A 22,552-nucleotide genomic window follows, 5' to 3' on the forward strand; every position below is an offset into this window, starting at 1 on the left:
TCGGCTAAAAGCGTTTTACTCTTTGTTGAGGGAGATTTGCTTAGAATGACTAGGCTACTTCCCCCTCGCCGCGATTAAAACGCTTTTATCTCGAACAAAGTTTAACCGCGAAAGGTCAACACGCCCTAAACAAGTGTTCCTTATTGCTGACCTCTTCGTAATGTCAGTTTTAAGTAAAGACGCTTGCGATCACACTCCGTAGGCCCAATAGTAATAATATTCACCATAACTGGAATGCTCTTATGTTTAACTCACTTACCTCGTTATTTAAACAATTAGTTGACGGCTCTGATTTAGGCAAAACGCCCACTGCCTCACCTAACTTAGCCATCGCCAGCTTGTTATGCGAAGTCGCTGGTGCGGACCACGCGATCAACGAATCAGAGCAACAAGCCAAACTGCACTTACTTCAGCGTTTACTGAACATAACCGAAGAAGAATCAAAAGCTTTATTAACACAAGCTGAGCCTCAAGTTGAACAATCTGTTTCTCTGTACGATTTCACTTCTCAACTGCGAGAGCTTTCGCAGCCGGTTCGCATAGAATTAATCAAAGCTATGTGGGAAGTCGCGCATGCGGATGGAGAGATTGACCCACTTGAAGATTCAGTGATCCGTAAAACCGCAGAACTGCTCTACGTTGACCACAGTGACTTTATCAAAACTAAGCTGAACGTCATCGGTAAAAGCTAACCAAAGGCTCGATACTCACGTTAAGTGACTGGATCAACGTAAACGGTCGCCATGCATGATGCCTTTGAGCTCTAACGGCGTGCCCTTCTTAGTGACATAAAGGCCGCGCTGATTTGATACCAACACACTGCGCTTGCCTTGTGTTTGTTGAATGTATAAGTGCTTGATATTGAATGTCTGCTTATCTTGGGCCTGATCTTGATCCAATTGATAAAAGTAGTAATGATTCCCCCAGCGCAAGAACACGCCAAACATTTGCTTAGTTTGAGCGATATTCCCATCGATATCGTAACCAATGTACTGCATTTTGACTCGACCATTTTCCAATCGAAGTGATATTTTTTCCCAGCCTACCATCGGGTATTCTGCGGAAAATTTATAAGTACTTTTGGTTGCGAGCCCAGAAATTAAGCCTACATTTAGAATCACAAAAAACGTGAGTAAGATAGGCATCCAAAACTTACGATTCATATCACTCACCCTCGCTCATCGTCATTATCGTCATCGCAAGACAAAGATTTAAACTGGTGACTCATCTCTTTCCAGCGCCCGTTTATCAATGCGACGGCTTGGATATTCTGGCACCCAACTCCGATGCGATGCAGATAAAGCGAATCAACACCGAGTTCTGAGACGGTATTGAGTTCGGTTAATAATTCTTGATCAAAATTCAAACTGTCGTGATAAACATCCATGCCACGATAGCTCGTTTTATCCATAAAAAAACGAACTGATAAAACAGCACGAGAAGAAGCGCGCTGACGACCATCCCTACGATACGAGATTGGTGACGAGTGAGAAAACTCTTAACCCTTCGCTGTTTATGAAGTTCCCGTTGTTGGGGTAATACAGACTCGCTTTTACTGTCATCACTGCGATCACTGCGATCACTGTCAGTATTAAAAACCTCTAGCTCAACGGTTTCATTAGGAACATTAACTTGAGCTACTTGAGTTTGAATAGCAGAAATGGGTGTTGATAGATAACCACCAAGCTGTTGAGGCCTGCTAAAACTGTACCCTTGCTTCTGAACCGTTAAAATTTTGCACTCACAGTTCAGTTCATTCAACGCTGTACGAATGTTCTTTATCGCTACGTTTAGCGAGCTTCCTGTCACCACCCGCCCAGGCCAGCAATGTTCAAGAAGGAAGTCTCGGCCAATCGCTTTCGGGCTATTCATCACCAAATGTTCAAGGATCAAACTTTCGGATGAAGACAAGGTGACCTGCTTGTTAGAGCTCGAATTAATGAGAGTATTGTTATTCAATTCGATACCCGAAGCGTCTAAGGTGATCTTATCAGGGCTATTGGCGTTCATTTCGGCGAGGCGTTCATAAATAAAAGGTCATCAAAAAGGTGTTTATTTGGTCGAGCTAATACCAAACCATACATGGAAAAGAAGAGTAATAAGTTTAGTCAATAATTAAGCCAAATATAAGCTCAGCAAGTAACAAGATAAAATAACAACAAGGTGAGCCAGTCACGAAAACTCACTCACCTATGAACATAGCCAAGTTTAACTCTAAACTTGTCATGGTCCTATATTAAGACCTCGTCGTTACGCAATCTGAAAACGAGGTCACAATTTTGTTCTAGCGAAATTATAGTTCCAGTTTGAATCCAAGTTCACTAATCATAACTTCAGCGAAGCCTAACTTTACTGCATTCAACTGACTGGCAACTCCGCGAGCTTGTTCTTCGTTTTTAGCCAATATTGCCATTGAGTAAATGGGTCTGATCATCGCTTTTTGGTTTGGCTTCTCTTGAGCTATTTCTTGATGTTTTAAGTAAGCAGAAGTAATCACGCCTTGAGCGCTCCAATCGACAACCATTTGTAAATCTTGGCTGATAATCTCATCGACAATGAATTGATTCTCAGGCTCTGTCCAAGCGAGTTCGACTGCGTAGTTTTTGAAAGCGACGTCAGTGTTTAACCACTTATTACCGATGTCTCTGATTTCAGTCACCTCGACAAGCTCTTTAAATTGGAATGGTAGGTTACCAATCAACTCTCGAACGTGCTGTTCACTGTCCGCTTCAATCACAAACTTAATCATCGGAAACTTTTTATCCCCAATAAAGCTTTGTGATACGAACATATCGTGTACCAAGCCCGCATCAATCAGGTTGGCAAATGCTTTTTTCTGATGAGGCATTGCCTCAAATACGGCTTGGGCGTCATCGGTTTTCCAAGCCACTGACACGCCGTATGCCGCTGCGTGGGCATGGGTTGAAAAAAGAATGGCTGAAAATAGAAAGCTAAAAATAGCTAAAAAGGTTCCTAGAGTTGTTTTCATTGTGGTGGCTTCCTAATTAGTCGCGAATAATTTCATACAAGTTAGGGTCAGCAGAAACCCCTTCAATTTTTAAAGGTGGTAATTCTTTTCTCATCGCCTGTATCGCATCATGGAAATGCTTTTTGCTTTCCCACTCTGCAACATTAATAAAACGGTATGTCGCATCCGAGCTTAAAGAGCGGTGCAATTTGGTAGAGATATATCCAGGTTGCTTCACCAATACGTCTCGCGCATTTTCCCAATACGTTAATGTAGCGGCCTCATGGGCCGGCTCGACTGAAAAGGTATTTATCAATACAACGGGTTGTGCCGAAACCAACGCACTTACGCTTAGCGCCCCCAGTGCCAATCCATACTTAATAATGTTCTTCATCCTATTCTCCTTGTTTTGGGTGAGCTAACGCTACCACCTAGCCCTACCCAATCAAGGTCGAGACCTGCGATTTAATATTAATTAAAAAGCTAAATTTCAAACCAATATTATTCACTCGTAAAATAAGCGATGTAGCCATTCACTATTGATAAACCACTTGTTGAAATTAGGTTTCTTGGGATAGTCATTGCCCTTAACGTGAATAGTCATTGCCCTCAATTTGGATCGTCATTACCCTCAAATAACAGGCACAAAAAAACCACCTAATAAGTAGGTGGCTCTTCATTTTAATAACTCACAAGATTCAGGCTAACTTTAAGTGTTTAACCTTTAAGTATTTAACCAAGCGCCTCTCTGAAATACAAACGATTACAACATAGTCAGCGCAAGCTTTGCCAAGTTATAAGCGTCAACATAACCAGAGTGCTGACGACCTTCCCACTCAATGTTTTTCGCTTCTTGAGCAGCACGGTGACCAATACGTTTTTCTTTCAATCGATTCTGAACTCGATAAAGCGTGGCGATATTCAAGAACTCGCTAAACGGAGGTTCGATGCCTTTCTCAATACACTCTTTGTGTAAGATAAGGTCGTCACGTCCCCACGCTGCATAGATTTTTTTTGGTCCACCGAAGTTCTTAATCATCGACTTGATGACAGATTCTAATGGACGACCTTGCTTTTCGATTTTACGAGGTGTTATGCCCGTTAGCTCGGCGCAGAACAGAGAGACTTCATCTTTCTCTGGCTTAACGTAGTATTGTGCTCGCTTGACGATAGTGCCAGATGCTAGATCAATTTCAGCAAGACCAACTTCAATGATCTCGCCTGTTGTTCCCACACCGTCTTCGCTCCAACAGCACATTTCCAAATCGAAACATACCACTCGATTGTGATTCATACGTCGCCTAATTCTCTCGTCAAAAATTTTGTCAAATTGTACATGAGCCCAATACAGAACTCGACCCTAGTTGCATCAAGTGCTCATTTAGCCTGCAATTGTAACGCGATTTCGGCCATTTGACTTACTTAAGTAAAGCATACTATCGGTTTTTTGAAGGAGTTCTTCGATGTCTTCTTTACTGCGGATGGTAGCACCGATACTTAGAGTACAACTCAATAGTTGACCTTTATGCTCACAGTGAGACTCGCTCACCGTATCTAAAATGCATTCTAAATAACGAGCCAGTGCGTCGTGTTCAATGACGCTCGAAATGATACCAAACTCATCTCCTCCCATACGGAAGACATGATCGCCCTCTTTCAAACTGCCTGAAATCAACTGAATTACATGAACCAGTAAGGCATCACCAGCCGGGTGGCCAAATTGATCATTAATCCCTTTAAATTTATCGACATCAAATCCAATCAAGCTAAACGGCTTGTCACCTTGTATCGCTTTATCGAGCACCTTATTAAAGGCTCGTCGATTATAAATCTCTGTGAGGCTGTCATGATTGGCAAGAAAACGGAGTTCTTCCGTTCTTTCATCAATCATTTTATACAGGCGTACTTTTTCTTGGACTTGCAGTTTAACGATATAAGAAAGCAACAGTGAAATAGTCGTGCCCACGAGGGCAATCCCGGCCAACACCAGGTAACCATTAAACGAAATGCATGAGTCTATCTTGAAGTCGACAACCCATTCACGGTTAGTGAGTGTGATTTTCTTGGTGATATGTTGTCCAGTCACACCCTCATAACCTTTCGTTTCGAACAAGACAGGTGCATCTTCGGCTTCAAAACCGACATCACTAACGCGGACATAAACATTCATATCCCCAACCGTCGAAGCCAGCAAGTTCTCAAAATAGTATGTGGTGCGAACCACACCAATTACAACGCCGAGTAAGTTGTCACTCTCTCCCTCAAAGACAGGGTGATACACCAACATGCCACTCTTTTTTGTGTCTTTATCTAGCCCATCTTGTATCAAGCGAACTTTGTCTGAAATATTCGCCTTACGTGTCTGTTTGATATTATCTAGAACGAGATCAAATCGCTCTCTAGAAGAGTAAAAACCAAGAACTTTGTTGTTTGGTTCTGTATTGGGGAAAATATCGCTAGCAACGAAAGCTGGCTGACCATCCAAAATGTAGCCATAGGTTTTTGCTTGGTTCTTAGGAATGGTATACAGCTTAAAGAATGGGTACTTTTCTTTCATTTTCGCCGTGTGCTCAGCTATCTCGTCTGCGGGCACTTTTTGCATCCACTGCAAGGCAATTAAACTCTTTGAATCATCTATGGTTTGCTTAGCAAAGCGATCAAACTTATCCCAATTTTCAGGGTCATTTGCGTAGAAAAAATTAGCACCAGACCCAATATATGCAACATCATTATCTATAAAGGCTTCCAAGCTCAATGTCTGGTGAGTAGCAAAACTATCCAAATTCATATTCAGCGCACGCTTTTGATTAAGCATGACTAATACAAAGCACAAAACAGTAATCAAAAAACTGACCGAAAATACGACCAACGGGAGAGTTTGTCTCTTCAACCCTGTTAGTGGGTCAGTAGTTTGGGGCATGCGGGTTCCAAATAGGCTCTATTGAATGAAAAGTATATAACGGACGGAAATAATGCTCCATTCATGTTTAGTCCTAAATGTCACATTAAACGGGCATTTTGTAAATTTTACTGACCCCCATGACCAATAACCAGACAAATCTCGACTAAATTTCAAGCTAACACACTAAAAAGCCACTTGTTTGAAAACATTAAATACACCTCTTAAGCCTTGAATATGCTAGTATCCACCCATATTTATAGCTTGAAAGCGACCGTTTCAGTCTCGTGCTACCGAGTTTCTTTCCAATCTGTATATTCCTTTAAACCGACGAATATACCGTTAAATCAATTTTAAAGAGAAATCACTATGATCGTTGATTTGAACCTAATCCCACAAACGTTTGATATGCTTCACGCAGGCCTAACTGCATCAAGCGTTTTACTACTGCTTATTGCCGTTTCTCGTAAAACCCAAGTGGTTGAGAAAGTCGTAGAAAAACCAGTAGAAAAGATCGTTGAAGTTGAAAAGCCAGTTGAGAAAATTGTCGAAGTAGAGAAAGTTGTTGAAGTTGAACGTGTAATCGAAAAAATCGTAGAAGTTGAATCTAAGCTGGCAACAGCACCAACAGATTCTGCAATGCAGCTACTGTCTATCATGCAGCAAGAAGCTCGTTTAATTGACTTCCTAAAAGAAGACCTAACTTCATTCTCTGACGAAGAAGTTGGCGCAGCAGCACGTGTAATTCACACTGGCGGTAAAAAAGTGTTAGCCGATTACGTGACGCTTTCTCACATCCGTACTGAAGATGAAGAAACGCGCATCACGGTTGTTGAAGGTTTCAACCCTCAAGAAATTCGCCTAACAGGCAACGTAACGGGCAATGCACCGTTCAATGGCACATTGGTTCACAAAGGTTGGAAAGCAACTGACATGAACCTGCCTAAGCTTGCTGAGAACTACGATGCATCTGTGATTGCACCGGCAGAGGTGGAGCTATAATGGAACACCAAACTCAGCCATCATCACACGAGTCATCTGCACAGACGCATTCACAAGAGCTATCTTCTCAAGAGCAACAGCAAGCGCCTAAGTTCAGTGTCGGTATCGATTTAGGTACTACACACTGTGTTTTGTCTTTCATCGACACAACAAATGAAGACGCTCGCGTTGAGGTAATGCCAATCCCTCAATTGACGGCTCCAGGTACCGTAGAAACTCGCAGCCAACTTGGCTCGTTCCTATACCAGCCGCACGAACATGAAATGAATGCGGGATCTCGCGTTCTGCCTTGGTCTTCTGAACCGAAAGCGCTAGTCGGTGCGATTGCTCGTAACCTAGGTTCGAAAACCCCTATCCGTTTGGTCGCAAGTGCAAAATCTTGGCTATGCCACGGTGGTGTTAACCGTCGTGATGCGTTCCTTCCAGCAGGCAGCCCTGAAGAAGTTGAAAAGGTATCTCCGCTTAAGACAACTGAGTTGTACCTTGAGCACCTTAAAGATGCTTGGAACCACGCTAACCCAGAACACAAACTGGCAGACCAAGATGTAACGATCACCGTTCCAGCTTCGTTTGATCCTGCGGCTCGAGACCTAACGGCTGAAGCTGCGCGTAATGTTGGTTTTACTCACCTAACGCTTCTTGAAGAGCCACAAGCAGCTCTTTACAGCTGGATTGATAACAGCAACGATACTTGGCGCGATGAAGTGAACGTTGGTGACATCGTTCTAGTTGTCGATATCGGTGGTGGTACGACTGACCTTTCGTTAGTTGAAGTAACACAAGACGAAGGCAACCTAAGTCTGAACCGCATCGCGGTAGGTGAGCATATCCTACTTGGCGGCGACAATATGGACTTAGCGTTAGCTTACCGTCTGAAAATGAAGTTAGCTCAAGAAGGTAAAGAACTGGCTCCTTGGCAGGTTCAAGCGATGACTCATGCGTGTCGTGATGCGAAAGAAGCATTGCTAAATGATGCTGAACTTCAATCTGTGCCCATCGTTGTTCCAAGCCGCGGCTCTAAGCTACTTGGCGCAACACTGAAAACAGAACTGACTCAGCAAGAAGTACAACAAACATTGGTTGATGGCTTCTTCCCACAAGTCGCTGTAACGGATCACCCGGTACAGAAAACTCGTGGTGCACTGACTCAAATGGGTCTCCCTTACGCTCAAGATGCGGGTATTACTCGTCATATTGCCGCATTCCTTTCTAAGCAAGCCAATGCGCTTTCTGGAAATAGCGAAGCCGCTCAACAAGATTTCAACCCGTTTGCAAACATGCCCGGTATGCCCGGTACAGAAGCGCCAGCGGCAGACTTCATCAAACCAACAGCGGTACTGTTCAATGGTGGTGTTCTAAAATCTAACCTGCTTGCTGATCGTCTTTCAGACACGATCAATGAATGGCTAATTAATGCAGACGCTGAATTCGCTAAACAGCTTTCAGGCTTAGACTTAGACCTAGCGGTTGCAAGTGGCGCTTCTTACTACGGCGCAGTACGTCGTGGTCAAGGCGTTCGTATCCGCGGTGGTATCGCTTCTTCTTACTACGTAGGAATTGAAAGCGCGATGCCAGCTATCCCAGGTATGGCTCCTCCAATGGAAGCACTGTGTGTTGCACCATTTGGTATGGAAGAAGGCTCAAGCGTTCAAGTTCCTAGCCAAGAGTTCGGTCTAGTGATTGGTCAGCCAGTACACTTCCAATTCTTCGGTTCAACAACACGTCGTGAAGACCAAGCAGGTACGCACCTTGATCACTGGGCTCCAGAAGATCTTGATGAGCTTCCTGAAATCCAAGTGACACTGCCTGTTTCTGAAGGTCGTCGCGAAGGTGAAGTGGTTCCGGTGACTTTGGCGTCTCGTGTTACTGAATTAGGCACGTTATACCTAGAAGCGATTGCCACTGACAATGGTCAGAAATGGCATGTTGAGTTCGACGTTCGTGAAGACTCGAATAACGACTCAAACGTAGAAGCATAATGAATCAACGGCACCTTAACGGGTGCCGTTACTTTATCAATGCGATTCCCTAGCCCTGTATTAAAAGCATTCCAAAGACAATAATAAGACCAAGATTATCCATTAACTGGTCATCACTTTGGCAGAATAAGGTTTTGTATGGCATCTCCTCGTTTTTTAGTCGGCATTGACTTAGGCACAACCAATACTGTTGTCGCTTACTGTGAAATCAACGACGACCTACAACATGCTCCCGTTTCTCTTTTCGATATTGACCAACTCATCGGCCCCGGTGAAGTGGTTCGCAAGCCTCTACTTCCATCATTTCGTTATCATCCCGCACAAGGTCAGATCTCCCCTTCCGATCTCACCATGCCTTGGGAACCGAGCTTAGTTGAAGGCGATATTCAAAATGTCATCGTTGGTGAATGGGCTCGCGAACTGGGCGCAAAAGTCGAAGGCCGCCAAGTATCCAGTGCTAAGAGCTGGTTATCTCACCAAGCGGTTGATCGTAACTCCGACATTCTCCCTTGGGCAGGCGCAACTGACGTCGATAAGGTGTCTCCTGTTGTCGCAAGCGCAAGCTACCTTAACCACATCCGTCAAGCATGGAACTACCGTAACCCAAGCAATAAGCTTGAAGACCAAGACGTTGTAGTCACCGTTCCTGCTTCATTCGATGAGACAGCACGTAAGCTGACACTCGAAGCGGCAGCACTTGCTGGTTTAGGTAAGATTCTATTGCTCGAAGAGCCGCAAGCCGTTTGTTATGACTGGTATGCCCGTCACCAACAAACCGCTACAGACGAACTTCAACAGATCCCGCTGATTCTAGTGTGTGATGTTGGTGGCGGTACTACCGATTTAAGTTTGATCGAAGCGAGCTTCAAATCGGATAACGGTGGCAATCAAGAGCTCGCACTCGACCGTATCGGCGTTGGCGAACACTTGATGCTTGGGGGTGATAACCTCGATTTAGCTCTTGCCCACCTTGCAGAGCAGCGCTTCAATCAAAACAAAAAATTGAATGCTTCGAGCCTAACCAAGCTTATTCAGCAGACTCGCGCCGCAAAAGAGAGCCTGCTTTCTGCTAATGCGCCAGACGATGTGAAGATCACCATGCTGGGCAGCGGTTCAAAACTGCTTGGCGGAACGAAGAGTATTGGTTTAACCAAACAAGAAGTTCATCAGATTGCACTAGAAGGTTTCTTCCCGCTTTCAGAGTTTACGGAAGTACCCGACAAACGACGTAGCGCGGTGGTTGAGTTCGGCCTACCCTACGCAGCAGATCCTGCTGTAAGTAAGCACGTTGCCGAATTCCTAGCGACCCACCAGCAAGTATCTAAAGCCGCATTGGAAAAGTCAGACTCTGTTGAGTTTGACGATACCAAACCTGCAATTCCTGTTGGTGTACTACTCAACGGTGGTGTGTTCAACAGCGAGCTTGTCACCGAACGTATTACTCAGTTACTTGGCAATTGGAATGGTGCACCAATCACCGTCTTAGATAACCCTCACCCTGACTGGTCTGTAGCCCTTGGTGCTGTAGCTTTTGGTAAAGCACGCCGTGGTGCACAACTGAAAATCGGTGGTGGTGCCGCTCGTTCTTACTTCTTGCATTTACAAGAGAAGAACAAGATGGGTAAAGCTCTTTGTCTGCTTGCTAAAGGGACTGAAGAAGGCCAAGAGATACGCTTAAACAGCCGTCGTTTCTCGCTGACTTTAGGTGAGCCAGTACGATTTAATCTACTGACTTCAACCCACGATCAAATTGCTCATGACACCGCTATTCAAAATGGTGTGATGGTCAATGTCGACGCTGACTTGTTCTCCCCTCTTCCACCGTATATTTCAACACTGGAAGGTTCAGGTACTGCAGAGCTCCAAGCCAACCAAAAAGAACGCGTCGAAGTATTGCTCGCGTGTCAATTAACAGAAGTCGGCACACTGAAAATGGAGTGTGTGAGTACAGAAGACGACTCTAAACGTTGGTTGCTCGAGTTTGAAGTCAGAAACAAGCAAGGCGATGAGTCTGATACCGCTAAACTTCACCCAAGGCTGGATGAATGTAAGGAATTGATTTCTCGTCTGTACAGCGGCAACAAGAAGAGTGCTGAATCGAAAGAGATCAAAACACTATCGAAAGATCTTGAGAAACGACTCGGTAAGCGTGATGAATGGGACTTCACGACCCTTCGCCATCTGTTTGATACCTTTTCATTAGGTCGTAAACGCCGTCGTCGTTCAGAAGCACACGAGAAGAACTGGCTGCGTTTGGCGGGTTACTCGCTGCGTCCAGGCTTTGGCGATCCGACTGACTCATGGCGTATCGAACAAATTTGGGGCCTTTACCAACAAAACATTCAGTTCCAGAACCACCAAGGTTGGACGGACTGGTGGGTATTCTGGCGTCGTGTTGCGGGTGGCCTGAATCAAGAACAGCAAGAAACCATCTTGGCTGATATCGCGAAGTACCTTCACCCAGGTGCAATGAAGAACCCTAAGACAGCGAAAGATGCGCAAGACAATGGCTATGAAGCCATGGTGAGATTGGCAGCGTCCCTTGAGCAACTCGAGGTGGAAGATAAGGTTCTATTAGCGACTTGGTTCTTAAGCAAAGCGATTAACCATAATCAGTTCGAACAGGCTCACTGGTGGGCTCTGGGTCGCTTAGCGTCTCGTACACCTTTATACGGAAGCCAACACAGCGTCATTCCAAGAGAGCAAGCAGAACAGTGGTTACCAAAGCTGCTTGACCAGAATTGGCAGAAAGAGCAAATGATTGCTTTCGCGGCAGTGATGATTTGCCGCAAGACAGGTGACCGACAGTTCGATATCTCTGATGACTACCGTGCTCAAATTCTTGATAAATTAAAGCAAAGCAAGGTACCTGATTCATGGCTAACGCTAGTGAGTGAAGTCACTGAACTTTCTGAGAGCGAGTCTAAACGCGTATTTGGTGATGCATTACCAAGCGGGTTAAGCCTGATTAATAACTAGGTTTAAAAACGATTAGCTTTAGTTGTTAATGAGTAAAGAAGCTAACGAGAAAAGAAAAAGCCACTTTCGATTCGTTGAAAGTGGCTTTTTTATTGGTGGCTTAAGGCTGGTATGTTTAGTCGACTTATCGCATCTTGGTTAAGAGCCTTAGCCGTATTGCAGTTCATCATTGTTAATGTTTCGTACCTGTTGGGTTGATAGGAAAATCCGTATTTTCATAAATATCAGATAACTTTTTCGGTTTCTTCTCTTTAGCTCCTTGGTTCAATTGATTATGAGTTTCGCTTAAAAGCCATTCCTCATGCATTTTTGCTGAATCCAAAAACTCTGGATCTTCCATTGCTTCCTTGCGAAGTTTATTTACACGTTCGAGAGTATCCCAAATCATAATACTTCACCTCCACTAAGGCAGTAATATTAAGATAGCTCAAACACACAAAACTTCAACTAACCCAATGAGATAGCGATCTCAATTTCGTAATTTGCCCACTTTAAAAAAGTGGAAGCGCTCATTTTCAATTGAGCTCAGACAGTGGGTATACCCCATGATCTTCAAAGATCATCAGGTATAAAAAAAGCGAGCTCAATGCTCGCTTTTTGTCTGTCTATCTGTTGATTGGATCGTCAACACTCGCTCGATCAAATCACACCGAACTTAAGCACGGTTGCCAATTTTAACGGTACCATTTGTAGCAAACCAAAGTGCTTCTGAACGGCGGCGACCTAGTAGAATCGGGCCATCATCGTAGAACAAAAAGTTTTTCCAATGCTTCTTGAAAACCGACCACTTGGTTTCAAGTACATTGTATTTTTCATAGCAAAAATAAACAGTTACGTCATCTTGCCAATCAATGAAGTTAAGGATTTCTTCTGGCATTTCAGGTTCATCGGCTTCCCAATTTGCCATCCAGCTGATCTCTTCATTCCAGTTCGACGCTTTGCTTGGCCAATCTTGCGAACTTAGTCTTTCTGCATCCGGGCTTTGAGGGCTCACGTTCTCTTTCCAAAACTGAGATGCTCTCGCCTGTGTCATTGGTTTTATCTTTTCCAAATCTTCAGCGGGTAGTGGCATTGACTGGTGAGTGAAAATCCATTTTCTTTGGTATTCTTCCAAAGTTGTATATGACATCAAAATTCCTCAAATATCTACTCAGGCTTATGGGCTTACCATGCCTATATGTTCTTTCGATACAGCGATGACTTCATTTTATTTATGTTCTCCGCTGTATCTAAATTCAATGTTTTACACTCACACGGAGCGTTTATCTTGCCAGTTTGGGTTTACCAGTGCCGTCAACACGTGATCTTCCCATTTACCGTTAATCTGTAGGTAATCTTTGGCAAAACCTTCTCGAACAAAACCAAGATGCTCTAATACACCCGCACTTCGTTCGTTGTGAGGCATATAGCCCGCCATTAAGCGGTGCATGTTCTGCACATCAAACATGTAGTCTTTAGCCATGCTCAAGCCTCTGCGCATGTAACCGTGGCCCTGTGCACTTTGCGCCAATGAGTAACCGACATTACAAGCGTAGAACGGGAAACGAGACAAATTACTGAACGATATGGTACCTAACATTTCATTTGAATCGGCATTAATCAACAAGCAATAATAGCCTAGCCCCAATTTATGGAGTTCGTTTAACTTAATCAGCCGTTGAGCCCAATCAGCTCTGTCAAAGAACGCATCCTCTCGGGTCGGTTCCCAAGGCTTAAGGTACTCTCTGTTCACCTGAAAGTACTCACTGATCATGCTCGCATCATAGATCTCAGCCGTTCGTAAAATTAGGTTGCCATCACGTTTATCAATACGTTGCTGCGTACTCGAATCTTCCATAGTCTTGTTCTTATTTTTGTCTCTTTTTACGTTACCGCCTCACTCTTACCGAATTTAGCAGTCTAATATCATCAACTCTTTCTGATACCGTAATCACGAAGCTTATTCGCTATTGAGGTGTGAGAAACATTCAGACGTTTAGCAAGCTTACGGCTTGATGGGAAAGACTGATAAAGCTTCTCTAAAATCTGAGATTCATAGTCTTTCATGATCTCGTCAAGCGAGCCGTCTAAGCTTAAGTTCGCCATTCCAGCAGTCATAGTGTCAAGCTGTGGCAGGTGGAATTGCTCAACCGTTAACGTATCTGAATCCAACTCTGTTAGTGCACGTAGAACCATGTTGTCTAACTGACGAATATTGCCCGGCCATTGGTAGTTGCCTAATTGAACGATTAGTTCTTGAGTCAACTTTGGTTTCAACATACCTAACTGCTGTGCGTACTTTGCAACGAATAGCTCCAGTAATGGCGCAACATCGTTTGAACGTTCACGCAAAGCAGGAATCGACAAAGTCAGTACGTTCAAGCGGTAGAACAGATCTTCACGAAACGAGCCCGAGTCGGCTAATTCAGAAAGGCGATGGCGCGTTGATGCGATAATACGAACATCCGCGTGCATCTCTTCTTCTTCACCAACACGACGGAATGAACCATCTTGTAGGAAACGCAGCAGTTTGATTTGTAGATGCGGGCTCATTTCGCCGATTTCATCTAAGAATACCGTACCGCCATTCGCTTGTTCAAAGATGCCTTTATGACCTTGCTCATGGTTGAATGAGCCCGGTGCATGTCCAAACAATTCCGTTTCTGCTACGTCATCAGGCATTGATGCACAGCTTAGAATCAAAAATGGAAAAGAAGATCGATTTGAACGGTTATGACACGATTTCGCCAGCATCTCTTTACCCGTACCTGTATCCCCTTCAATAAGCAGAGGTTGATCTAGCATAGCCAGTTTCTTAGCTTGACTGATCAAGGCTTTATGGCGATTAGAGACACCAACAAAGTGTTCAAAACCTAGGTTATTCTGTTCAGGGATGGCGTCTGGCGCGTTCATTTCTTGGTTACAAGAACGAATCGTCATTACTGCACTCGCCAGTACCGCCTCGTTGACATCACCACCTAGATAAATAGGCAGAATTTCAATAGAAAAATCTAGGCCATCTAGCACCACGACTTCACGATGACGCGTTACATCGCCTTCAATCCAACGAGCGAAGTTGAAGCTAGGAACGAACGTCGCTAGTGGCTCACCGATCACTTCTTCTTCTTGTTTGTTGAAGAGGTTCAATGCAGCGTGGTTTGCCATGTCGACTGAGCCTTTAAGGTCAATCGCAATCACAGGATCAGGTAGGTTTGCCAGCAGGGCAATCAGTTCTGTGTTATGCCTTTCGCTTGGCATAAACTGGATTTTACGTACATCCTTCACACCTGAAATTCGGCGAATTTCAGCCATAAGTTCACTAAAAGCATCAAAATTAATATCCGGGCAATTTAGGTAAATAATACCTTTAACATCAATTTCGATTCCTCTTAAATCAATGCTTTTTGAGGCCAAGATATCGAGCAACTCACGTGTTAAGCCGAGTCTGTCTTCACACAATACTTCAAGACGCACAAATAGTCCTATTATAGGTGTCAGGATAAGTTGACAGTAGTGTGAATTAAGCTCTAAGTTCAGTCAAGAAGAAGAGTAAACATATGTTTACTCTTCGCTCGCAAATCACTCAACTTCCTTGTGTATATAGACTTTATAGGAAGGTAATTCGCTTTATTTCCTACATTTCAATTTTAAGCACTTCGCTTTACTTTAAGGTAATGCGCTTTATTTCATAAAGGACGGCTTTGCGAAGGTCGGATAGTTTTACTTTTCGCTCACTATGCCAAGGCATAGGACGCAGCAATGTCATGGCTTTTAAGCCCAGTCTCGCAGTGAGGATGCCGACACCGAGCCCCTGCCCAGCTCGAGCTGAGACTTTGCCTGCAAGATCCATCGAGACGAGATCCATACTCGCATCAATCGCGAGTTCACTGGCTCCTGCAGCGGCCATGTTGATTAACACCAGTTTAAATAGCTTTATACGAGACCAGTAGCCAAGCTCAATGCCATACACATCAGCAAGCTTGTCTATCATGGTGAAATTACGCCACGCCACCAGCAACATATCAGCAGCAGCCAATGGACTCACTGCAACCAAAGCCGCCGATTCGGTCGAGAACTTAGTGACGATTTGAGTCGCCACTTTATCTTGCTGAGCAACAACCAACGCATCGTACATATCCAACACTTCTGCATCACTGTGTGCTGGGTTAATGCTGTTTCGCCACTTATCGTACGAAGGTGACTCAGCAATAATACCGCCCTGCTTGGCAATGTTTTCACAGAATGCTTTGCCTTTACCAACACTCTGGCTTTGTAACAGCTCTTCACTCTGCTCTTGTACACTGAAATGATCTTTCAGCGAACGCAGCTTCCACAACTCTTTGCCTATTGCGCCGAAACCTAATGAAGCAATGGCAGCGATGAAACCTGCCCAACCTAAAGCTAGCCAGTCAGCGGTTTGAATAGCTGTAATGACAGAGTCAATCGCCTGCCATCCGACTAGGCCAGAGAAAGCGACAAGTAAGCCCGTTCCAAACCACTTCTTCTTTTTGCTCGGTCGAATCACTTGTTCCAATTGCAGCTCAGCGTCTCCATCAAGGTCGGTTTCCACTTGTGGTGCAACGGGCACAAACTTCTCTTGTTCCGTGAATAACTTTTGAGCACCCAAATCTGGGGTAACTTCATTCTTATCCGGCTCATCGAACGAGGTCTTTAAAGGTTCATCAAAGACCTGTTTCGTTTTTAATTCACTCATTTTGATTACCTCAATTACTTCAACTTGTCGCCAATGAGATACTCTAAAACCTTGTCGACTCTCAGATGCTGACAAGGCTCGTCAGAGTGCTGCTCCATCGGCCTAAAGCTCGTAAAATCAAACTGGTTGGTTTCCCAATACTGTTTGTTTGGCAGTTTACGCGGCACCTCTCCCGGATACATGGTTTGAGGGACATTATCCAAAGTCACACCTTGCAACGCCGGAACATTGTCTGAGCCTGACGAGATATAACCCGCGCTGGTCGCTTGAATAGACGCAATGCTCATGCAACTCATGTCGATGTGTTCAAATGCCGCCTGTTGCCAAGCAGGGTGTACCATCTGCTGTAACAGCGATACCAAGTTCGGATGTTGATCCGGTGTCACATGGTCAGCCTTAGTGGCAGCAAACAAGATCTTGTCAATCTTCGGCGCAAACAAGCGTCTTAGCATATTGCTTCGCCCGTACTTAAAGCTCTTCAATAACTGTTCTAACGCACCACGCATGTCCATGAAAGAGTCATAGCCTGCGTTAAGTGGTTGTAAGCAATCCACCAGCACGATTTGTCTGTCGAACGTGGCAAAGTGATTCTTATAGAACGCCTTTACGACTTTCTGTTGATACTCTTCATACCGCGCTTTTAAAACCGCATAGTTGCTGGTTTTTGAGAACTTACCCTCGGGAGCAGCGCACGGAAAAAATTGCAGCACAGGCGCGCCTTCAAGCTCACCCGGCAATACGAATCGACCCGGTTGTACCCAGTGCAATCCGTTATCCTTACAAGTATGAAGGTACTGAGTATAGCTATCGGCAATCGCGACCAGTTTCTTTTCTTCTGCTTCGGCTAGCAAGTCAATGTCGCCACGTATTGTGTTCCACTGTTGCGAATAGGTTTCTCTATCGCCGTTCAACGCGGCAAATTGAGATTGACTCCAAGTATCAAAGTCCATGTCCAACAAAGGTAAATCAAGCAGCCATTCGCCCGGATAATCAACAATATCGAGATAAAGGGTGCTGTTTTTACTCAGTAGCTTCTTTGCGCCTTTAGCTGGCTTATATTTGATGGCTAGACGAATCTCACTAACATCTCGCGTCGGCACTGGCCATTCTGGTGGTTGTGCATTCAACGACTCCATCGCTTCATCATAAGAGAAACGTGGGATCATCATGTTTTGTTGCGGGATGCGCTTTGCGCCAATAATTCTGCCATCTCTCGCCGATGCAAGTAGAGGCAGATTTTTGTGGGTAGACGTATGAAGAAGCTGATTAACCAGCGAAGTAATGAATGCTGTCTTACCCGCACGAGAAAGCCCCGTGACCGCTACTCGAATGTGAGAATCCGTTCCTCTGCTTATAAAGTCACTCATTTCTTGAGTTAGGTGTTTCATTTGAACGACTCCGTGATAATTAGGCCAGTCGGTTATGATAATAGATAGGCTAGCCTATGTTCTTTCCCTATTAGGGTTGTTTGTATGCTTTTGCTTTTGCTTTTGCTTGTTCTTTTACTAATAGTGGTGAGTATGCAATACCCATTCTTAATGCTAGATGAATAAAAGCCCCTGACTACATTCATAATCAGGGGCTTTAGAATTTTTCTGCGATATCCGACTCTTAATCGTCTTCAATCAACTTGTAGATAACAAACAGTGCAATCTCTGCAATTAGCCAAAGCGCACAAGTAATCGTCACGTATTTATTATCAAAGATACTGATCCCTTTCAAGATCAGGTCGTAACCAACAAAAGCACCAATCACCACTGCCAAGATAATCTGTAGGATCTGAATAAAACGAGGCATTCCTCTCTCCTATGTTCTTATATCAAACTATGTGTTTATCACTATATCATTGATAATAAGACAAAAGTGCAAATAATGCTGCACTTTTGTCTTCAACTTTCTGTCAAGATTTGCAATTCAAACGCTGAAGTTAGTGTCTATTACGATTTTTTGACTTCGGAAAATTATGCTTTTTCAGCTTCAGCAATTTTCACTTTCCACGTGTCAGGGCCGATCTGATGCGCGTTGACGCCGTTAGAGTCAACCGCAACCGTTACAGGCATATCTTCAACTTCAAACTCGTAGATCGCTTCCATACCGAGATCTTCAAACGCAACCACACGTGCTTTTTTAATGGCTTTCGCGACTAAATAAGCTGCACCACCAACCGCCATCAGGTAAACCGATTTATGTTGTTTGATTGACTCAACCGTTGCTGGGCCACGTTCTGCTTTACCAATCATACCCATAATGCCGGTTTCTTCTAGCATCATGTCGGTGAACTTATCCATACGAGTAGATGTTGTCGGGCCAGCAGGACCTACCGCTTCATCGCCTACTGCATCAACTGGGCCTACGTAGTAAATGAACTTACCTTTCAGGTCGACACCTTCTGGTAAACCTTCACCACTTTCAAGCATGCCTTGAATACGCTTATGCGCTGCATCACGACCGGTTAAGATCTTGCCTGATAGAAGAACCGTTTCGCCGGTCTTCCACTCTTGAACGTCTTCTTTAGTAATTTCATCAAGGTTAACACGGCGTGTATTCGCGCCTGCTTCCCAAGTAATATCTGGCCATTCTTCTAGCTTAGGTGGCGTTAACTCTGCGGGGCCGCTGCCATCTAATGTGAAGTGTACGTGACGCGTTGCCGCACAGTTCGGGATCAAGCAAACAGGCTTAGAGGCTGCGTGCGTTGGCGCTGTTTTGATTTTCACGTCAACCACAGTCGTTAGACCGCCAAGACCTTGTGCGCCAATGCCCAGTTTGTTTACACGGTTGAAGATATCTAAACGAAGCTCTTCTTCTGCGTTCTCTGGGCCTTTGTCGATAAGCTCTTGAATATCGATGTGTTCCATCAGAGATTCTTTAGCGAGTACTGCGGCTTTCTCTGCCGTGCCGCCAATACCTATGCCTAGCATGCCCGGTGGACACCAGCCCGCACCCATTGTTGGTAGCGTCTTCTCTACCCATTCTGCAATATCATCAGAAGGGTTAAGCATAACCATCTTGGTTTTGTTCTCAGAACCGCCGCCTTTTGCTGCGATTTGAATTTCAACTTTGTTGCCAGGAACCATATTAATGTGAACAACCGCTGGTGTGTTGTCTTTCGTATTAATACGCTTACCTGCAGGGTCCATTAGGACAGATGCACGCAATGGGTTATCTGGATTGTTGTAAGCTTGACGAACGCCTTCATCAACCATCTGTTGTACTGTTTGATCCGTTTCCCACCTAACATCCATACCGATGTTCACGAAACAAGTAACAATACCCGTATCCTGACAAATTGGACGATGGCCTTCCGCAGACATACGTGAGTTGATAAGAATCTGAGCAATAGCATCTTTAGCTGCTTGGCTCTCTTCTTTCTCGTACGCTTTTTCTAGGGCTTGGACAAAGTCTAAAGGGTGATAATAAGAAATGTACTGAAGTGCGTCAGCGACACTGCTGATCACATCTTGCTTACGAATAACCGTCATTGCATGCCTCTTTATTGTTCTGGTTCCATGTGGGGTCTTGGTTTGACTGTTTTTGTCTAACCGGATTAGTTGGCTTAGCTTTTTATTATGTTGAGCTGTATTTAGTTGCTTTAGCAATCGCTTGCATAGCTGTAAACTAAACCATGTAGTTTGCACCGTTCTAATCAAGAACCCATTTTATTTTCAATTTATGATACTCTTGCTTCCTCTCACACGCCATGCAGTGATCGAACTCTTTGTCACAAATTAAACAAATGAATAACAACGAATTTCGCTCTATCCAAATCAAGCCGCTTGAATATCAATCAACTTTAGCTAAACAGCTGTTTTCTCATATTGAAAGCGTGCCGTGGGCAATGCTATTACGCTCTGCCTCAGAAAGCCACGTCGATAGTCGATACGACATTTTAGTTGCTCAACCCATCGCCACCTTCGAGACAATCGGTGCAAAAACGACCGTCAATGTTAATGAGACGTGCGAGGTTTCAGAGTCAGACCCTTTCGAACTACTCGACCAATATCAGCAGCAATTACTACCCGCAATCAGTGAGCACCCTGAACTGCCTTTCGTTGGTGGTGCTTTAGGGTATTTTAGTTACGATTTAGGGCGACGAGTAGAAGCTCTTCCCTCTCTTGCTAAGCGTGATATTTCTGCACCAGACATGGCGGTTGGATTGTATGAATGGGCTGTGATTGTTGATCATAAGCTTAAAGCCGCGTTCCTTGTTGGGCAAAACATTGATACCCATTGGGATTGGTTAACTCAACAACAATCGCCAAGCCAACAAGCAGAACAAGAAGAACAAGCAGAACGAACTCATCAGAAGTTTGGATTAACCACCCCATGGCAATCCAATATGACTGAACAAAGTTATGCCAATAAATTCGATAGCGTTCAAGAGTACTTGTTGTCGGGTGACTGTTATCAGATAAACCTTGCTCAGCGCTTTAATGCCCAATACCAAGGCAGTGAATGGCTCGCTTATGAAAAGTTAGAGAAGTACAACTCAGCTCCATTCTCTGGTTTTATCCGTTTAGCAGGCTGCACCATTCTCAGTGTCTCACCTGAGCGTTTTTTAGAGCTCAATAGTGGCACCATTGAAACCAAGCCAATCAAAGGGACACGTCCTCGTTCTGAAAATTCCATGATTGATGACGCCAATGCACAAGACCTGTTGAATGCTGAGAAAGATCAGGCAGAAAACCTGATGATCGTCGACCTGCTTCGTAATGATATTGGCCGAGTCGCAAAGCCGGGATCGGTTCATGTACCAAAGCTATTCGATATAGAGAGTTTCCCTGCTGTGCACCACTTGGTGAGCACGATAAGGGCAGAGCTTGATGTCCAATATTCAGCACATGACCTATTAAGGGCTTGCTTTCCCGGGGGGTCGATTACCGGCGCTCCAAAAGTTCGCGCGATGCAGATCATTGAGGAGCTAGAGCCTCATCGTCGCTCGGCGTATTGCGGTAGCATTGGTTATATCAGCCGTAATGGCAGAATGGACACCAGCATTACGATTCGTACGTTAGTGGCAGAAAACAATACGCTTTATGCTTGGGCTGGAGGAGGTGTAGTATTTGATAGTGATTGTGCTTCTGAGTACCAAGAGACTCTTGATAAGCTGAGTAGAATATTGCCTGTACTGGCTGATAGATAAATTTAATCTAGATTTATTAAAACGGGTTATTAAAAACAGCTAAAAAGCCAATCTGGAAAGTACTTTAATATTAAAAAAGCTAAGTGGGCAATCACCTACTTAGCTTTTCAATAACACTAGTCTAGAAGGTGTATGTTGTAGCCAAATAGAATGAGCCTAGTGTGTGAACGTTAGATAACTCTTTGTTCTTTTCATCTTTCACTTTGATATCAGCTGCTTCCCAATCAATACCTGCACGTAATGCTAGAGCTGGTGCAGCAGGAATTGCATACTCTACGCCCACCCCCATTTTTATACCAGATACGGTTGATGACTTAGTCGCAAAGTATTTATTATTACCACTGTTTTCAATTTCTGAATTTAAAAAGCTATAACCTAAAAGTGCATAAGGTCGAAGACCAATATCGAACGTATAACCAACATTCGCAGCAACGCTAATTGAACTAAAATCTGTTGTGAATGCTTTTGAACTGCCTACTTTTGTTGTAGACGTTCCATATTTAGTATATTGGCCTTCGATACCAATAATACGGTTGATCTGATAACCGGCAATGAGTTTATAAGAAGGTGATTCAGTTTCAGTTGTTGTGGTTTTGCGAGTTATGGCCTTACCAAAACCACCATCATCAAGTTCAGTTGAACCAGCTCCTACTCCGATATAGAAACCATTTGGGTCTTTTTGTGCAGCCACTGCAGATAAAGGTGCAATTAGAGCAAGCGTCACTATCATTTTTTTCATATCGAATCCATTTTTATAGTTTTTCAAACCTCCTTAATATAATTAATAAAAGCGACCAATAAAGTAAGTGAACGTATAGCATTGTCAGCTCACTTGTTACATTGACAATATACTCAAGACATTAGAGACAAATCAATAACGTTACATATTCAC

At 44.1% G+C, this 22,552-nt stretch carries 19 protein-coding genes and 1 pseudogene; 5 read left to right on the forward strand and 15 right to left on the reverse strand.

Annotation, left to right across the window (positions count from 1 at the left end; translation table 11 throughout):
• The first annotated feature begins 242 nt into the window (after positions 1-242).
• Positions 243-692, forward strand: coding sequence for a TerB family tellurite resistance protein (locus tag ACED59_RS12345; protein ID WP_009847013.1), 450 nt, complete (start codon positions 243-245; stop codon positions 690-692).
• 33 nt (positions 693-725) lie between these two features.
• Here ACED59_RS12345 and ACED59_RS12350 read toward each other — a convergent pair whose 3' ends face one another.
• The 6 genes and pseudogenes from ACED59_RS12350 to ACED59_RS12375 all read right to left on the reverse strand — a co-directional run bounded on the left by ACED59_RS12350 (position 726) and on the right by ACED59_RS12375 (position 5,888).
• Entirely contained in the window at positions 726-1,163 is a 438-nt protein-coding gene (locus ACED59_RS12350) for a hypothetical protein (protein WP_029222865.1), read from the reverse strand.
• A 5-nt stretch (positions 1,164-1,168) separates the two neighbouring features.
• Positions 1,169-1,875: pseudogene (locus ACED59_RS12355) on the reverse strand (transcriptional regulator).
• Between the two features lie 418 nt (positions 1,876-2,293).
• On the reverse strand, positions 2,294-2,989 hold the full coding sequence (locus ACED59_RS12360) for a hypothetical protein (protein ID WP_009847016.1): 696 nt from the start codon (positions 2,987-2,989) through the stop codon (positions 2,294-2,296).
• A gap of 16 nt (positions 2,990-3,005) precedes the next feature.
• A complete protein-coding gene (locus ACED59_RS12365) occupies positions 3,006-3,362 on the reverse strand; it encodes an antibiotic biosynthesis monooxygenase (RefSeq protein WP_009847017.1) in 357 nt (118 codons plus the stop codon).
• Between the two features lie 369 nt (positions 3,363-3,731).
• Positions 3,732-4,262, reverse strand: a complete 531-nt coding sequence (locus tag ACED59_RS12370; RefSeq protein WP_009847018.1) for a 3'-5' exonuclease — start codon at positions 4,260-4,262, stop codon at positions 3,732-3,734.
• Between the two features lie 87 nt (positions 4,263-4,349).
• Complete coding sequence (locus tag ACED59_RS12375; protein ID WP_012604200.1) at positions 4,350-5,888, reverse strand: sensor domain-containing diguanylate cyclase; 1,539 nt, start codon at positions 5,886-5,888, stop codon at positions 4,350-4,352.
• Between the two features lie 348 nt (positions 5,889-6,236).
• Between ACED59_RS12375 and ACED59_RS12380 the strand changes: the two genes are divergently transcribed.
• The 3 genes from ACED59_RS12380 (at position 6,237) to ACED59_RS12390 (ending at position 11,827) form a co-directional block, all read left to right on the forward strand.
• On the forward strand, positions 6,237-6,869 hold the full coding sequence (locus ACED59_RS12380; RefSeq protein WP_009847020.1) for a DUF2760 domain-containing protein: 633 nt from the start codon (positions 6,237-6,239) through the stop codon (positions 6,867-6,869).
• On the forward strand, positions 6,869-8,848 hold the full coding sequence (locus ACED59_RS12385; RefSeq protein ID WP_017102681.1) for an Hsp70 family protein: 1,980 nt from the start codon (positions 6,869-6,871) through the stop codon (positions 8,846-8,848). The genes ACED59_RS12380 and ACED59_RS12385 overlap by 1 nt, the downstream gene beginning before the upstream one ends.
• Positions 8,849-8,986: 138 nt before the next feature.
• Positions 8,987-11,827 (forward strand): Hsp70 family protein, encoded by a 2,841-nt coding sequence (locus ACED59_RS12390; protein WP_029223789.1) that lies wholly within the window; start codon positions 8,987-8,989, stop codon positions 11,825-11,827.
• Between the two features lie 172 nt (positions 11,828-11,999).
• On the opposite strand, the gene ACED59_RS12395 is transcribed toward ACED59_RS12390, so the two are convergent.
• The 8 genes from ACED59_RS12395 to ACED59_RS12430 form a co-directional block, all read right to left on the reverse strand.
• A complete protein-coding gene (locus ACED59_RS12395; protein ID WP_009847023.1) occupies positions 12,000-12,215 on the reverse strand; it encodes a hypothetical protein in 216 nt (71 codons plus the stop codon).
• A 267-nt stretch (positions 12,216-12,482) separates the two neighbouring features.
• Positions 12,483-12,956 carry a DUF2947 domain-containing protein gene (locus ACED59_RS12400; RefSeq protein WP_029223788.1) on the reverse strand — a complete coding sequence of 158 codons (474 nt, stop codon included), beginning with the start codon at positions 12,954-12,956 and terminating at the stop codon, positions 12,483-12,485.
• A gap of 120 nt (positions 12,957-13,076) precedes the next feature.
• On the reverse strand, positions 13,077-13,664 hold the full coding sequence (rimJ, locus tag ACED59_RS12405; RefSeq protein WP_009847025.1) for a ribosomal protein S5-alanine N-acetyltransferase: 588 nt from the start codon (positions 13,662-13,664) through the stop codon (positions 13,077-13,079).
• A 71-nt stretch (positions 13,665-13,735) separates the two neighbouring features.
• Complete coding sequence (tyrR, locus tag ACED59_RS12410; RefSeq protein ID WP_017096746.1) at positions 13,736-15,280, reverse strand: transcriptional regulator TyrR; 1,545 nt, start codon at positions 15,278-15,280, stop codon at positions 13,736-13,738.
• A 187-nt stretch (positions 15,281-15,467) separates the two neighbouring features.
• Positions 15,468-16,520, reverse strand: coding sequence for a YcjF family protein (locus tag ACED59_RS12415; RefSeq protein ID WP_017096745.1), 1,053 nt, complete (start codon positions 16,518-16,520; stop codon positions 15,468-15,470).
• 14 nt (positions 16,521-16,534) lie between these two features.
• Complete coding sequence (locus ACED59_RS12420) at positions 16,535-17,908, reverse strand: YcjX family protein (RefSeq protein ID WP_017096744.1); 1,374 nt, start codon at positions 17,906-17,908, stop codon at positions 16,535-16,537.
• Positions 17,909-18,131: 223 nt separating this feature from the next.
• Positions 18,132-18,317, reverse strand: a complete 186-nt coding sequence (locus ACED59_RS12425; RefSeq protein WP_004734731.1) for a hypothetical protein — start codon at positions 18,315-18,317, stop codon at positions 18,132-18,134.
• Between the two features lie 164 nt (positions 18,318-18,481).
• Positions 18,482-19,999 carry a fumarate hydratase gene (locus ACED59_RS12430; protein ID WP_009847029.1) on the reverse strand — a complete coding sequence of 506 codons (1,518 nt, stop codon included), beginning with the start codon at positions 19,997-19,999 and terminating at the stop codon, positions 18,482-18,484.
• Positions 20,000-20,253: 254 nt separating this feature from the next.
• Here ACED59_RS12430 and pabB point away from each other — a divergent pair, with 254 nt between their 5' ends.
• Entirely contained in the window at positions 20,254-21,660 is a 1,407-nt protein-coding gene (gene pabB / locus ACED59_RS12435) for an aminodeoxychorismate synthase component I (RefSeq protein ID WP_017096743.1), read from the forward strand.
• A gap of 121 nt (positions 21,661-21,781) precedes the next feature.
• Here pabB and ACED59_RS12440 read toward each other — a convergent pair whose 3' ends face one another.
• Positions 21,782-22,399, reverse strand: a complete 618-nt coding sequence (locus ACED59_RS12440; protein ID WP_009847031.1) for a porin family protein — start codon at positions 22,397-22,399, stop codon at positions 21,782-21,784.
• Between the last annotated feature and the right edge of the window lie 153 nt (positions 22,400-22,552).

It is taken from the genome of Vibrio sp. FF266 (assembly GCF_041439695.1).
GTDB lineage: Bacteria > Pseudomonadota > Gammaproteobacteria > Enterobacterales > Vibrionaceae > Vibrio > Vibrio tasmaniensis_A.